Raw genomic sequence first — 13,012 nt, forward strand, 5'->3', positions numbered from 1 at the left:
TTGCCCACATCCCGCGCGGCTCCGCGTCAGAAGTAGTGGCGCAGGCCGACCGTCGCGCCGAGCTGCGTGGTGCTCGTGCTCGGCGACTGCCCATTGATGCCGACCAGCTGCGCGCCGACCAGGCCGCCGCGATAGATCGCGTAGTCGACTTCCGCATAGAGCATGCTGCGCTTCGACAGGCTGTAGCCGGCGATCACCTGGAACTGGCGCGCGCGGCCGTCGAAGTCCGGCGTGTAGCCCGACTGCGTGGTCCACCATGCGTTGACGGCGGCCGTGAACGCCGACGTGAACCGGTAGGTCAGCCCCGCGAGCGCCATCTTGCGGCGCCGGAACCCGCCGGGCGTCGACGGATCGACCACCTGCGCGGGCGAGATGATGCCGAGCGCGGCGAGATCGGTCGAGCTGAACGGGCCGTTCGCGAACGACGTGAAGTCGTTGTCGCGCGCGTTCTCGATATAGCCGGCGTTGACGGTCGCGTTGCCGAGCGTGACGGAGCCGCCGCCGCCGTAGATGTCGAATTTCGCGTGCGTGACGTCGTCCCAGCTGCGCATGAACGACGCGCCGACCGTGAACGGCCCCTTGTCCGGCGCATACGCGATCGCCGCACCGGCCTGGCCGCCCAGCACGCCGCCGCCCGCATGGCCGCCCGGCGCGTACTGCGCGAGCAGGTACAGGCTGCCGAGCTGCGCGCCGTACTGGATCATGTTGCTGGTGCGCGAGCCCGCGAGCATCGTCTGCTCGGGCTTGAACAGGTTGAAGTACGGATCCTGCGGGCCGGCCCACAGGTTCGAGCCGTAAGTCAGCGACACCATCTCGAACGGCACGTTGTACTGGCGCCCCAGCGCGAGCTGGCCGAGCGACGTCGACGTGAGCCCCACATACGCGACCTCGAAGAAGTTCGGCGCGCCGGCCGGCACGATCGCACCGCTGTTCGGGCCGAAGTGGCTTTCCACGTTGAACTGCGCGGACAGCCCGCCGCCGAGATCCTCCTGCCCCTTGAGGCCCCAGTAGCTTTCCGTCAGGCCGCCGCCGTCGGCCATCGAGATCTTGCGGCCCGTCGACACCGGCGCGCCGTCGGCGCCGTAGGACACGCCGTGGGTTTCGTAGCGGATGCCCGCATCGATCACGCCGTACAGCGTCACGTTGCTTTGCGCGTGCGCGCCGGTACTGGCCAGGATCATCATCGCGCAGCACGCGGCGCGAACGCTATCGTGACGATTCATTGTTCTGGACTCCGCATCGAAAAGGGGCGGCGGCTCGACCCGCCGGAAACGAATGGTGAAAGCCGAATTTGCATGGGCCACGGCCGCGGCGGCCATTCGCGTGGTGCGTCGCGGCCACGCCATGTCGCACTGCGGTCAGGGCGACGTCGACGCGCGCGCCACCGCGCCGGGCGCCGCGCGGCGCAGCGCGAGCCGCACGAACGGGGCGGCGGCCAGCACGGCCACGCACAGCACGTGGGCGACGCGCGAGCCGCCGAAGCGGCCGAGCAGCGCACCGGACAGCGCGGTGCCGATGCCGGCCGCGAAGAACGTGACGACGAGCGTGCGCGCGACCAGCGAGCCGTCCGGGTCGACGTCGGACAGCATCCCGGTGAGGAACGGCACGATCACGAAGAACGCGCTGTTCAGCACGAACTGGCTCAGGAAGTACGCGCTGCCGCCGCGCGCGCTGAAGAACCATTCGATCGACGCGATCATCGCAAGCTGCGCGGCCCAGATCAGCGCGAGGCGGTGCTTGTGGCTGGCCGGATGCGACGGAATCGCCGCGCCGACGAAGCCGAGCAGCGACGACACCGACAGCAGCACGCCGATCGTCGTCGGCGACAGCCCGGCACGCTCGCCGACGAAGCCGGCGATCGCCCATTGCGATGCCTGCACGCCGTAGACGAGCGCGGTCACGACCCAGATCGCGATCACCGGCCGCCACGGCAGCGTGCCGGCGTGCGCGTGGGTCTGCGCGGGGGCGCTCGCGAATGCGTCGATGCCGCGGATCGCGGGCGCCAGCACGGCGACGACGGCCGCCAGCAGCGCGAACACCCCGCGCCCGAGCGAGGCGGCCGGCAACGCGGAGATCAGCACGAGGATGCCGCCATTGATGACGCCCGCGAGCAGGTTGATTTGCCCCCACAGGCGGTCGGTCGACGCGCGCTGCGACACGCCGGACGCGACGACGACGAACAGCATCCCTTCGAACAGCCCCGTCATCCCGCGCGCGAGCGCCGCGGACACGATGCCGGGCGCGACCGCGCTGAGCGCCTGCCCGGCGATCGTGCCGACCAGGCCGGCCAGTGTGAACGGCCGCGCGGCGCGCGCGATCCGGTGCGACAGCAGTGCGCAACTGATCGCGATGCCGAGGATCTCGGCGCTGACGAGCGCGGTCGCGGTGCCTTCGTCGAGCCTGAAGCGCGTCATCACGGCCGCGACGAGGAACGGCGACAGGATCAGGCCGTTGGTGGCCGCGGCGAACGCGAACGCGAGACGAACGACGGCGCCGGTCGACGGATCGGGGCGCGACTGTGCGGCGGCATGCAGGGTGGCGGTGCTCATGAGGCCTCCTGGTTGGATCGCGGCCGATCTTGTGCGATGCCGGCCGTTTCGTGCATCGGGTGTGTCCCTCGGCGGGCCGGTGTGGCGCACGCGGCTGAGGCTACGCTTGCGCGTTGCGGCAGGCCGAATAGCGTGCGCAGGTACGGCGTCAGGAAGCGGCCATGCGGGTCCATCCGTTCGCGCAGCGCGAGGAAATCGTCCCAATGCGGATAGCACGCCGCCAGCTCGGCGGCCTTCATCGCATGCACCTTGCCCCAGTGCGGCCGCCCGCCGTGATTGCGGCAGATCGCCTGCACGCCCGAGAAGTACGCGTCGAACGGCATCCCTCGATACTGGTGCACCGAGATACGCACGCTGTCGCGGCCGTAGTCGGGGCTCAGCCAGATATCGTCGCCGCGCACCCAGCGGTATTCGAGCGGGAACATCAGCGGGAAGCTGCGGCGCGCGATGAACGCGCGGATCTCGCGCAGCGCATCGGCGCCGCGTTCGGCCGGCACCGACCATTCCATTTCGTTGAAGCGCACGCGGCGCACCGTCGACAGCATCGCGTAGCTCGCATCCACGTGGCGGCCGGCCGACACCGTCGATGCGCACAGCCGGCTCAGCGCCGGGCACAGCGTCGGCACGCGCCGGCCGAGCCCGCACAGCGCGCCGAACACCGTGTTCTCGAGGAACGACTCGGATGCGCGGCTCGCCCAGTGCACCGCGTCGGCCGGTTCGTCGGTCATGTCCCATGCCTTGGTCAGCACGGTGTCCGTATGCGGGAACCAGTAGAACTCGAACGACCGATGCTTCGCGATCAGCGCATCCGCTTGCGCGAGGCAGTCGTCGAGCTGCATCCCGCCGCGCTCGAGGCGCAGTTTGAACGCGGGCACGAGGCGCAGGCCGATCTCCGTCAGCACGCCGAGCGCGCCGAGCCCGATCCGGCCGCCGGCGAACAGGTCGGGATGCGTGTCGGCGCTCGCGCGGATCTCGCTGCCGTCCGCGCACATGAAGGTCAGGCTGTCGATCTGCGTCGACAGGTTGCCGAGCGTGATGCCGGTGCCGTGCGTGCCGGTGCTGGTCGCGCCGGCGAGCGACTGCACGTTGATGTCGCCGAGGTTCTCCATCGCGAGGCCGTGCGCGGCGAGCGCCGGGCCGAGTGCCCACAGCCGCGTGCCGGCCTGCACGCGCGCGACGCGCCGGTCGCGGTCGACGTCGATCACGCCCTGCATCGCGTCGAGCGACAGGATCACGTCGTCGGTCTGCACGAGCGGCGAGAACGAATGACCGGCGCCGGCCGCGCGCACGGTGGCGCCGGCGGCCGCCGCGTCGCGCAGCACGGCCGCGAGCCCGGCGGGCGACGCAGGCGTCGACACGGTTGCATCAGGACTGCAGACATATCCCGACCAGTTGCGCCACATGGCTTTGTCTCCGTGGTTGTCGTTTGAATAGGTTGAACGGGTTGACCGGTTTTGAACGACGGGCCGCGCGGCCCGCTAGAAAAAGCTCTTGCCTTCGCCGCGATAGGTGGGCGCCTCGCCGACCACGCGGCCGCCGCGGATCAGCAGCAGCGTGTTGAAGCGCTCGCACAGCTCACCGGCCTTCGCGTGGCGGAACAGGATCGGATCGCCAATCGCCGGTGCGACGCCGCGCGGCACGCGCACGGGCGTTTGCACCTCGCCCGCGCCTTCGTTGTCGATCAGCGTGCAGCCGGCCGGCAGCCACGGCCTCGGCAGGCGGCTCTTGCCGGCCGGCCCCGATGCGATATAGCCGCCGCCCGAACAGGTCACGATGCCCGGTTGCGGAATCCGCACGACCGGCAGCGCGAAGCCGGCGGCCGGCTGCGCGTGAAACGCCGCGTAGTGATCGAACAGCGCCGGCGCGTAGAGGCCGGAGCCGGCCGCAAGCTCGGTGACCGATGCGTCGTCGAGCGTGCTCTCGATGCTGCCGGTGCCGCCGCCGTTCACGAAGCGCAGCGCGTGGCCGGCGGCCGCGAGCGCCTGCACGGCCGCCTGGCGGCGCGCGTTGATCTCGCGCGCCGAGCGGCGCTTCAGGTGCCGCACCAGCGCGTTGCGGGCGCTGCTGCCAGGCTCCGTGTCGGCCACGCCGGCGATCTGTCCTTCATAGCCCATCAACCCGTCGAGCCGCACGTGCTGCCGCTCGGCGATGCGGTTCGCGAGCGCGAGTGCGCTGGCCGCGTCGCGCACCGGCGAGCGGTACATGCCGAAGTACAGGCCCGGATACGCGGACGACATGTCGAGATCGATCGCGAGCGGGATCGTCACGCGCTCGTCGTGGGCGATGCGGTCGATCGCGTCGACCTGCGCGGCGGCGTCGACCATCAGCGTGATCGAGCGGCCGCGCCTCAGTTGGGCGGCGACCGCGCGCAGGTCGTCGGGCTCGACGGTCGGATACGCGACGACGATGTCGTCGAACCCGCCGTCCGCGAGCCATGCGGCTTCCGCGGCCGAGTAGCACAGCAGCCCCTGCATGAACGGGCCGGCGGCGAGCACCGCGCCGATCAGCTCGCGCGAGCGCACCGACTTCGTCGCGAGCCGGATCGGCAGGCCGCGTGCGCGGCGCTTCAGGTCGGCGAGGTTCGCGTCGAGGCAGTCGAGGTCGACGAATGCGGCAGGTAGCCGGCGGCCCGCGAGCGCGTCGCGATAGGTCGGATAGTCGTGGACGGCGGCGGGTGCGCGATGCGGAAGGTCTGCACGGCTCATGGAACGGGCTCGGCTGGGTGGGGTGGGCGTCGCGCCGACCGTTCGGCGCGTGTCGGAAACCAGCATAGGGCTGGCCAAAATGACGACCAAGCGCTCAGCGGGTCGTTCGACGGGTCTTATCCGGCCATCCGTATCGGTCACGCCCATCTGTGACCACCGCACGCCGTGCGGCTGGATCGCTGCTTGCTTGGTGTCGCGGCGCACACGGTACGTATCGGCCCGAACCGCCGCCGGACGGGCGTGACGTGCGACATGGCGCGCCTGGCCGAACGACCACGAAACGCGTTTCAAACGTCTTGCGGGGCGAGGCCGCTGCGAGCAGGTTTAGTGCCGGCGTTCTAGATCCGCTTTTGACGGGATGCCGGATTCGACCTAGAACCTACTCGCGGATGCACCGGCGAAGAACGGCATGACGTGACGAGGAGGCGACGTGAAGAAGAACAGGGCACTCTGGCGGCGCACGGTCGCGATCGCGGCGATCGGCGTGGTCGTCGTTGCAGTCTGGCGATATGAAGCGGCGACGCCGGCGCAAGCCGCGTCGTCCGGCACAGCAGCGACCACGATGGCGAGCGCGCAGCCAGGCACCGCCGATGCGTTCGGCACCGGCGCCGCGACGCCTGGCCCCGAGGAGCGGCGGCTCGACGTCGACGCGCTGCGCCGCAGCCTCGCGGGGCGCCCCGACGCGGATGCCGAAGTGAAGCGCATCGTCGCGTTCGCGCGCTTTCGCGACGAGGTTGCCGCGTATGGGGATCGCCGCAACAGCATGCCGCAAGCCGAGCGCGCCGCGCTCGCGCACCGGATTCTCGACGCACTCCCCGACCATGTCGCGCGCAACGAGATCGTGCCGGTGCAGGCCGAGGCGCTGAGCGCGGCGCTGCTCACCGATACCGAAGCCGATCCCGCGACGCGCGGCGCGGCGATCCGGTCGATGCGTGCGCAATGGGACGCCTATGCGCGGCAGACGGTCGGCCCGTCGCCGGCGCAGGACCCGCGCTATCTCTCGTACGAACAGCAGAGCCGCGACGTCGTCCGGCAGGTTCAGGCGAGCGTTCCCGATCCCGACCAGCAACAAGCCGCCATCGCGCAGCGCCTGCAGGCGTTGCGGGTCCAGCTGTTCGACGGCGCTTCATCGTCCGGCGTGCACTGAGCGCCGAATCCGCGACGCCGAGGCGAAGCCTGGCGGCCGCGTTATGTCCATCGACAAGGAGGGGAGATGTCTACAGCACGAAGCCTGCTGCGCGCGGCCGTTGCCACGCTGCTCGGTTGCGCGGCACTGAACGGTCACGCCGCCGATACGACGATGCCGGATCCGGCAGTTCCGTATTATTCGTGGTACGAAGTGACGTTGCCGGAGAGCACCGGTGCGTCGTGCGGCAACGGCACGCCGATGCGCTTCTACGTCAATCGCGCGCAGTCGGACAACCTGCTGTACATGATGGAGCCGGGCGGCGCGTGCTGGGACTACGGCACCTGCACGCAGACGTCGACCGGCGCCGAGGCCGGCCTCGGCGGCTTCAACCCGGACGGCATTCCGCACAACTACATGAACGGCACCGCGAACCAGAGCCTGTTGTCGTCGTTCCTGTCGCCGCTGCTCACGCGGATGGATCTCGCGCATATTCTCGTCGGCGAACCGAAGGTCGAGACGCAGCAGTGGACACAGGTTTTCGTGCCCTATTGCACCGGAGATATCCACATGGGCAGCGCGGTGCGCAACTACACGTCGCCGAGCGGCGACTGGCGATTGCAGCACTACAGCGGGCTGAAGAACATCCAGGCCGTCGCGCAGTGGCTGACGTCGCACGGCTTCGGCAAGCCGAACCGGCTGCTCGTGTACGGGATGAGCGCGGGCGGCTACGGCACGCTCGCGAACTACGCGACGCTGCGCAACACGTTGCAGCCGCAGGCGCATAGTTCGCTGCTCGACGACGCCGGCACGGTCTTCAACACGCCGTTCGACGCGGACGCGGCCACGCATCCGTCGGTCGGCCTGTACGACCGCGTGCGCACCGAGTGGGGGATGACGGGCCCCGACGGGATGATCACCGTGAACAGCCGGCTGACCCGCCATTTCGATCCGGGCAACATGGGGAGCGCGTATGCGGCGCTGTCGGCGACATTCCCGCACGACCGCTTCGGCTTCTCGAGCTACCAGCGCGACAAGATCATCGCCGCGTATCACTATCGCGCGTTCGTGCCGGCCGTGATCGCGGCGCCCGACGACGCGACGAAGGATTCACTGTCGCTCGCGATGTTCGAGCAGGAGCTGGACGGGCTGAAGCAGACGCTGAACCCGTTGCCGAACTTCGGCTACTTCATGCCGGGGGCACGCAACGACTTCATCGCCAACCACCAGGTGACGGCGGTCAGCTTCACCGGGTCGGGGATCCACGAGCACGGCATCGACGCGGATATCGGCACCTTCGTCGACAACCTGCTGAACCAGCAGGACCCGGCTGAGACACCGGTGATGAAGGCGTTCCGCACGCAGCAGGGGTCGGATTTCACGTTCTCGACGTTTCTCGCGTGGATCGACAGCATCTTCAACCTGACCGGTGAAGCGGGGCCGATCTCGGGGCACCGGGCGTGACGTGAAGCGGCGGTTCGCCCGAACGGGCGAGCGCGGCGCAGCGCGGCGGCCGGGTGTCGTGGCCGCTCGCCTGCGTCGATGCGTGGCCGTGCGGAGCGGCGTTACGTTACGGCTTCACCACCGCAACCGCCGGCGCGCCTGAATCCGTGCCGGGCACACCGTTCGACCCGTAGGCCGCCTCGGCGCTCTTGCGCTCGGCCAGCCGCTTGGCGGCCAGGCGTTCCTGCGCGGCGACGATGTCACCCGGATAGTTGTCGCCATCAGCGGCGATCGGCTCGTAGCCGACCGATTCGAGGTCGAACAATTCCTGGCGAACCTGCGCCCGCGTGAGCGTCGAGTGCGACGACTGCGCGTACGACACGGCCGGTGCGGCGAGGAGGGCGGTGGCGGTAGCGGCGACGGTGGCGATGGTGACGATGATGGATTTCACGGTTTCCTCAGGCGGTTTCGTTGCGGTTCGGCGCGATGGCGGCTGGCTGAACCGACGAGACAAGTTTAGGAACCCGGATCGGCCGGATAAATGCCGATTCCTGTCCAACTGTGTTCCTGAATCCGTGACAGTGGGGGAAATACGGCGTCCTTGGTGCCCGGTTCCGGGTGGGTTGACTCGCGTGGAATGCCGATCGATGCGGGGCACGCCGCCGTTGCGTCAGACCGGCTACGCACGCGATGTTCGGCGGGCAGACGCATGCCTGCCCGGCACGGCTAGTCGTCGAAACGCGGAAAGGCCCGCTGGCGCTTCATGTCCTTCAGCCATTCCTTGACGTTCGCCGGATCGTCGAACTCGCGCAGCGTCAGGTTCAGGTCGTGGATGCTGCGCTGCGTGCCGGCGATGTCGCGCGTGAGCATGCGCATGATGGTATCGGGCGCGACCTTGACCGACGGCGCGATCCCGTAAGTCCGCCGGAAACCGGTCTCGACGTCCTGGATCTCCTGGTCCAGCTCGCGAAGCTGATCTTCGAGGATGCCGTTGTAGCGCGCGAGCCGATCCTCGCCGAGGCCGTTGATCGCGTGCCGGTCGATCTGTTCGATCTCCAGTTGCAGCTCCAGCAGTTGCAGGAGCTTGCCGTTCGCGTAAGCGTGGTTGACCCGCTGCATCAGCACGGTCTTGCGTTCCTGTTCCTGGGGATCGGTCTCGCGATCGGGGTGCAGCGCGCTCGCCAGCTTCCGGTAGACCTCGCGGATCGACCGGCTCGCTTCGGCCTGCTCGGCTTCGCGCTTCGCCAGCGCGGCCGATTGCCGGGGCGCTTTCTTGCGCTTGGCGCGCTGTGCCTCGCGGGCCGCGTGCTCGGCCATGTCCCGCTCGAACTGCGCGTCCAGGTCGGCCTGCATGCGCGCCATGAGTTCTTCGGGCGACAGCGCGTCGAGATCGTCTTCCTTCGTCACGCCGGGCGTCGGTTCCGACTTCGGCTTCGGCACCGGCTCGGCTGCTGCGTTGCTGCCGTGATCGGCGGCGCCGTGCCGGGCGTGGATGGCCTTCAACTGCGCGTCGTCGCTGAAGTCGAGCAAGTCGCGCGCCATGCTGGCGATCATCCCGGACAGGGTGTGCTGTTCCGCCTTGCTCAATCCTTTCTGCAGATACGCGTCGTCGAGCTGATTGAGCAACCGGATCCGCAGCGCGGTGGACGTCTGTTCGAGCGGCAACAGCTCGTCGACGAATTTCTTCTGGAAGGCCGGCATCGCCGCTTCCCACGCGCCGAGCCGCTCGCGCCGCTTCTCGATCTGCTGGACGAGCGTATTGAATGCTTTCTGGGCGTTCGACAGGCTGGCTGCCTCGTGGCCGGGCGCGATGGCGACCGCTGTTCCGCGACGTGCGGTCATGATGAATCTCCTTCGGCTGCGGCAGGACGCGCAGCAGCGCGGTATTTTAACCGGCCCGCCGTGTCTCCCTTGCCCGACATGGCAGGGCTACTCCTGGAACAACTGCCCCTGCCCGGAGATCACGCGCTCGAAGTCGTCGCGCAGGAACGGCAGGATCGCGTCGGCCACCGGCTGCAACTGGCGGCTCAGGTAGAACGCGTAGTCGATCGGCGAACGCATCGTTTCGAGCGGCTCGGGGCCGGCCGTCGTCATCACGTAGCTGATCCAGCCGCCGCGCTGATACTGCAGCGGTCGGCCCTGTGCCTGGTTGAAGTCGTCGGCGATCCGCGCCGCGCGCACGTGCGGCGGCACGTTGCGCTCGTACTCGCGCAGCGGCCGGCGCACGCGCTTGCGGTAGACGAGCTGGTCGTCGAATTCGCCGGCCAGCGTACGCCGCACGGTGTCGCGGATGAAATCCTGGTACGGCTCGCGGCTGAACACGCGACGGTACAACTCGCGCTGGAACTGCTGCGCGAGCGGCGTCCAGTCGGTGCGCACCGTTTCGAGCCCCTTGAAGACGAGGTCTTCGCCGCCGTCGGCCGCTGCCGCGAGGCCCGCGTAGCGCTTCTTGCTGCCTTCTTCCGCGCCGCGCACGGTCGGCATCAGGAAGCGGCGGTAGTGCCGCTCGTATTGCAGCTCCAGCGCGCTCTCGAGCCCGAAGGTTTCGCGCAGGTGCGTTTGCCACCAGCGGTTCACGTGCTCGACGAGTGCACGGCCCTTGGTGCCGGCTTCGTCGTCATCGTGCGCGCGGCCGAGCCACACGAACGTCGAATCGGTGTCTCCATAGATCACTTCGTACCCCTGCGCTTCGATCAGCTCGCGCGTGCGGTGCATGATCTCGTGGCCGCGCATCGTGATCGAAGACGCGAGGCGCGGATCGAAGAAGCGGCAGCCCGTCGAGCCGAGCACGCCGTAGAACGAATTCATGATGATCTTCAGCGCCTGCGACAGCGGCGCGTTGCGCTGCCGCTTCGCGTCGTCGCGGCCTTCCCACACGCGGCGCACGATATCGGGCAGGCAGTGCGCGGTACGCGAGAAGCGCGCGCCGAGAAAGCCGGGCACCGACGCGTCGTCGCCGGGATGCGCGAGCCCTTCGATCAGCCCGACCGGATCGATCAGGAACGTGCGGATGATCGACGGATAGAGGCTCTTGTAGTCGAACACGAGCACCGAGTCGTACAGCCCGGGGCGCGAATCCATCACGAAGCCGCCGGGGCTGTTCTGCCCCGTCACGTCGCCGAGGTTCGGCGCGACATAGCCGAGCCGGTGCATGCGCGGCAGGTACAGATGCGTGAAGGCCGCGACCGACCCGCCGGTGCGATCGGCCGCGAGGCCCGTCACGCTCGCGCGTTCGAGCGCGAAGGACAACAGGTCGGCCTTGTCGAAGATGCGCGTGACGAGCTCGCAGTCCTTCAGGTTGTAGCGCGCGAGCGCCGGCTTGTCGTGATCGAAGCGGCGCTGGATCTCGTCCATCCGCTGGTACGGGTTGTCGATCGACTTGCCTTCGCCGAGCAGCGCCTGCGACACGTATTCGAGGCTGAACGACGGGAACGTCCACGTCGCGGATTTCAGCATGTCGATGCCGTCGAGGATCAGCCGGCCGGCCGCGCCCGCGAAGAAGTGGTCGGGCTGCTGGCCGTGCGCGCGCCAGTCGAGCACGCTGCCGCCACGCCCGAGCTTCAGCGGGATCCCGTATTGCTCCGAATGGGCATGCAGGATGCGCAGGTCGAACTGCACGAGGTTCCAGCCGATCACCGCATCGGGATCGTGTTCGTCGAACCATTCGTTGAGCCGCGCGAGCATCGCGGGCCGGGTGTCGCAGTAGTCGAGGTTGAAGTCGACGGCGTTTGCTGCGTCGCTGTCGCCTCCGTTCGGCGGGCCGAGCATGTAGACCTGCCGTTGCCCGCAGCCTTCGAGCGCGATCGAATACAGCTCGCCGTGCACGCTGGTTTCGATGTCGAGCGACACGCAGCGCAGCGCCGGGCGATAGCCGTCGGCGGTTTTCAGCTCGGCGCCGGCCAGCGTGCCGTCGGGGCCGGGTTGTCCGCGAAACTGCACGCACGCGGTGATGAAGCGCTCCATCGCGTAGCGGTCGGGCGGCTGCACGTCGGCTTCGTAGACGTCGACGCCGGCTGCCGCGAGACGCTTCTGCAGCCCGGACAGATGGCGATAGCGCTTGCAATAGAGGCCGACGACCGGGCGTTGCCGGAAGTCGCGCAGCGCGAGCGGGCGCAACTCGGCCTCGCGCTCGCCGGCCAGCGCGCGTTCGGCGAGCGCCTGCTGTTCGGCCGGAATGAACGCGACGGCTTCCTGCGGGCGCAACCGTACGCGGCGCGGACCGTGTTCGGTTGCCAGCCAGAACTCGATCTCGATGCCGGATGCGGTGTCCCGCCAGTGGCGGGTGAGGATGAAACCCTGCTCGAACGCCGTCAAAACGCTTGCTCGTGGTGGATGCCCAGGCGGCGGATTTTAGCGCTTGGGCGGGGGAACCGCAGGCGCCGGCCGCGAGAGCGTCACGACGTCACCGCATTCTGCGAGGGGCCGGCAACGGACGCGAGGCAAACGATCATGACAGGGCGTAAGGGGGCGGGCATCGCCGCTGGTGGGCGTCGTGCGGGTGCGAAAGTCAGGCGGCGGGCAGCCGCTCGGCGACACGCCATGCCGTACGCGTGGTATCGGCAGGCCGTAGCAGCCAGCGGCGCGCGACGACCTTGTGGCGCTTCTGCGTGACGTATTCGTCGACGGCGAGTTCGAGCGCGTCATCGTCGACGCGGGAAAGCATGGCTGTGGCGCCGGATCCGTCCGCGAATTCGATGACGGCGGGATGCGGCGTCGCATTGCGCGGCGCATCATTGCCGAGGGTCACTGTGCTACCGGGATACAGGTGCGAATGGGTTGTGCGGAGCAGCAGGGTTAAATTACTAAAGCCATTCATATGGATGAATGAATAGTTACAGTTTTCAATTATTTGAATTCCGCCCGATTGACGTCACAGAATCGTCATTCGTAGAATCGTCAGTCAAGAACAACATAATTCTGAGAGAGGCGCTATGGATGCGCACGGCGTGATCGGGGCGATTACGGGAGGGCTGGCCCAGCAGGAGCGGCTTCTCAAACTTGATACTCCGCTTGGCAGCAATGTTCTGATCCCCCATCGGGTATATGGGCAGTCCCGTATCGGTCGAGATTACCTGTTCATGATCGACTGCGTGTCGACGTCGAACGATGTCCAGCTCAAGACACGGCGTTAAATCCCCATACGCTTCAATCGTTCGTTTCATGCGCATGTCAAACGAACGCTCCTACAA

The 13,012-nt window shown here is 68.3% G+C and carries 10 protein-coding genes and 1 pseudogene; 3 read left to right on the plus strand and 8 right to left on the minus strand.

Going from position 1 to position 13,012, the window contains the following annotated elements:
• Positions 1 to 26 precede the first annotated feature (26 nt).
• The 4 genes from CFB39_RS18265 to CFB39_RS18280 form a co-directional block, all read right to left on the minus strand.
• Positions 27 to 1,223 (minus strand): porin, encoded by a 1,197-nt coding sequence (locus tag CFB39_RS18265; RefSeq protein WP_089428602.1) that lies wholly within the window; start codon positions 1,221 to 1,223, stop codon positions 27 to 29.
• Positions 1,224 to 1,358: 135 nt separating this feature from the next.
• Positions 1,359 to 2,549, minus strand: coding sequence for an MFS transporter (locus CFB39_RS18270; protein ID WP_089473892.1), 1,191 nt, complete (start codon positions 2,547 to 2,549; stop codon positions 1,359 to 1,361).
• Positions 2,546 to 3,952, minus strand: coding sequence for a D-arabinono-1,4-lactone oxidase (locus CFB39_RS18275; RefSeq protein ID WP_089473893.1), 1,407 nt, complete (start codon positions 3,950 to 3,952; stop codon positions 2,546 to 2,548). The genes CFB39_RS18270 and CFB39_RS18275 overlap by 4 nt, the downstream gene beginning before the upstream one ends.
• A gap of 75 nt (positions 3,953 to 4,027) precedes the next feature.
• A complete protein-coding gene (locus tag CFB39_RS18280) occupies positions 4,028 to 5,254 on the minus strand; it encodes an amino acid deaminase/aldolase (RefSeq protein ID WP_089473894.1) in 1,227 nt (408 codons plus the stop codon).
• Positions 5,255 to 5,684: 430 nt separating this feature from the next.
• Between CFB39_RS18280 and plcR the strand changes: the two genes are divergently transcribed.
• Positions 5,685 to 6,401, plus strand: coding sequence for a phospholipase C accessory protein PlcR (gene plcR / locus CFB39_RS18285; RefSeq protein ID WP_089473895.1), 717 nt, complete (start codon positions 5,685 to 5,687; stop codon positions 6,399 to 6,401).
• A 66-nt stretch (positions 6,402 to 6,467) separates the two neighbouring features.
• Positions 6,468 to 7,844 carry a pectin acetylesterase-family hydrolase gene (locus CFB39_RS18290; RefSeq protein WP_089473896.1) on the plus strand — a complete coding sequence of 459 codons (1,377 nt, stop codon included), beginning with the start codon at positions 6,468 to 6,470 and terminating at the stop codon, positions 7,842 to 7,844.
• 106 nt (positions 7,845 to 7,950) lie between these two features.
• Here CFB39_RS18290 and CFB39_RS18295 read toward each other — a convergent pair whose 3' ends face one another.
• The 4 genes from CFB39_RS18295 to CFB39_RS18310 all read right to left on the minus strand — a co-directional run bounded on the left by CFB39_RS18295 (position 7,951) and on the right by CFB39_RS18310 (position 12,639).
• A complete protein-coding gene (locus CFB39_RS18295) occupies positions 7,951 to 8,274 on the minus strand; it encodes a DUF4148 domain-containing protein (protein ID WP_089428596.1) in 324 nt (107 codons plus the stop codon).
• A 275-nt stretch (positions 8,275 to 8,549) separates the two neighbouring features.
• On the minus strand, positions 8,550 to 9,665 hold the full coding sequence (locus CFB39_RS18300) for a J domain-containing protein (RefSeq protein ID WP_089473897.1): 1,116 nt from the start codon (positions 9,663 to 9,665) through the stop codon (positions 8,550 to 8,552).
• 87 nt (positions 9,666 to 9,752) lie between these two features.
• Positions 9,753 to 12,137, minus strand: a complete 2,385-nt coding sequence (locus CFB39_RS18305; RefSeq protein WP_089473898.1) for a DNA polymerase II — start codon at positions 12,135 to 12,137, stop codon at positions 9,753 to 9,755.
• Positions 12,138 to 12,330: 193 nt separating this feature from the next.
• Positions 12,331 to 12,639: a hypothetical protein gene (locus CFB39_RS18310; RefSeq protein ID WP_089473899.1), complete on the minus strand. Its 309-nt coding sequence runs from the start codon at positions 12,637 to 12,639 to the stop codon at positions 12,331 to 12,333.
• A gap of 115 nt (positions 12,640 to 12,754) precedes the next feature.
• Between CFB39_RS18310 and CFB39_RS18315 the strand changes: the two are divergent.
• Positions 12,755 to 12,943, plus strand: a pseudogene (locus CFB39_RS18315) (hypothetical protein); the annotation flags it as partial.
• Between the last annotated feature and the right edge of the window lie 69 nt (positions 12,944 to 13,012).

Origin of the sequence: Burkholderia sp. AU6039 (genome assembly GCF_002223365.1) — a bacterium.
Lineage (GTDB): Bacteria > Pseudomonadota > Gammaproteobacteria > Burkholderiales > Burkholderiaceae > Burkholderia.

Bases quoted from the DNA above. Each gene is read 5' to 3' on its own strand.
- CFB39_RS18265 (WP_089428602.1), bottom strand. From the start codon at position 1,223: ATGAATCGTCACGATAGCGTTCGCGCCGCGTGCTGCGCGATGATGATC.
- CFB39_RS18270 (WP_089473892.1), bottom strand. From the start codon at position 2,549: ATGAGCACCGCCACCCTGCATGCCGCCGCACAGTCGCGCCCCGATCCG.
- CFB39_RS18275 (WP_089473893.1), bottom strand. From the start codon at position 3,952: ATGTGGCGCAACTGGTCGGGATATGTCTGCAGTCCTGATGCAACCGTG.
- CFB39_RS18280 (WP_089473894.1), bottom strand. From the start codon at position 5,254: ATGAGCCGTGCAGACCTTCCGCATCGCGCACCCGCCGCCGTCCACGAC.
- CFB39_RS18290 (WP_089473896.1), top strand. From the start codon at position 6,468: ATGTCTACAGCACGAAGCCTGCTGCGCGCGGCCGTTGCCACGCTGCTC.
- CFB39_RS18300 (WP_089473897.1), bottom strand. From the start codon at position 9,665: ATGACCGCACGTCGCGGAACAGCGGTCGCCATCGCGCCCGGCCACGAG.
- CFB39_RS18310 (WP_089473899.1), bottom strand. From the start codon at position 12,639: ATGAATGGCTTTAGTAATTTAACCCTGCTGCTCCGCACAACCCATTCG.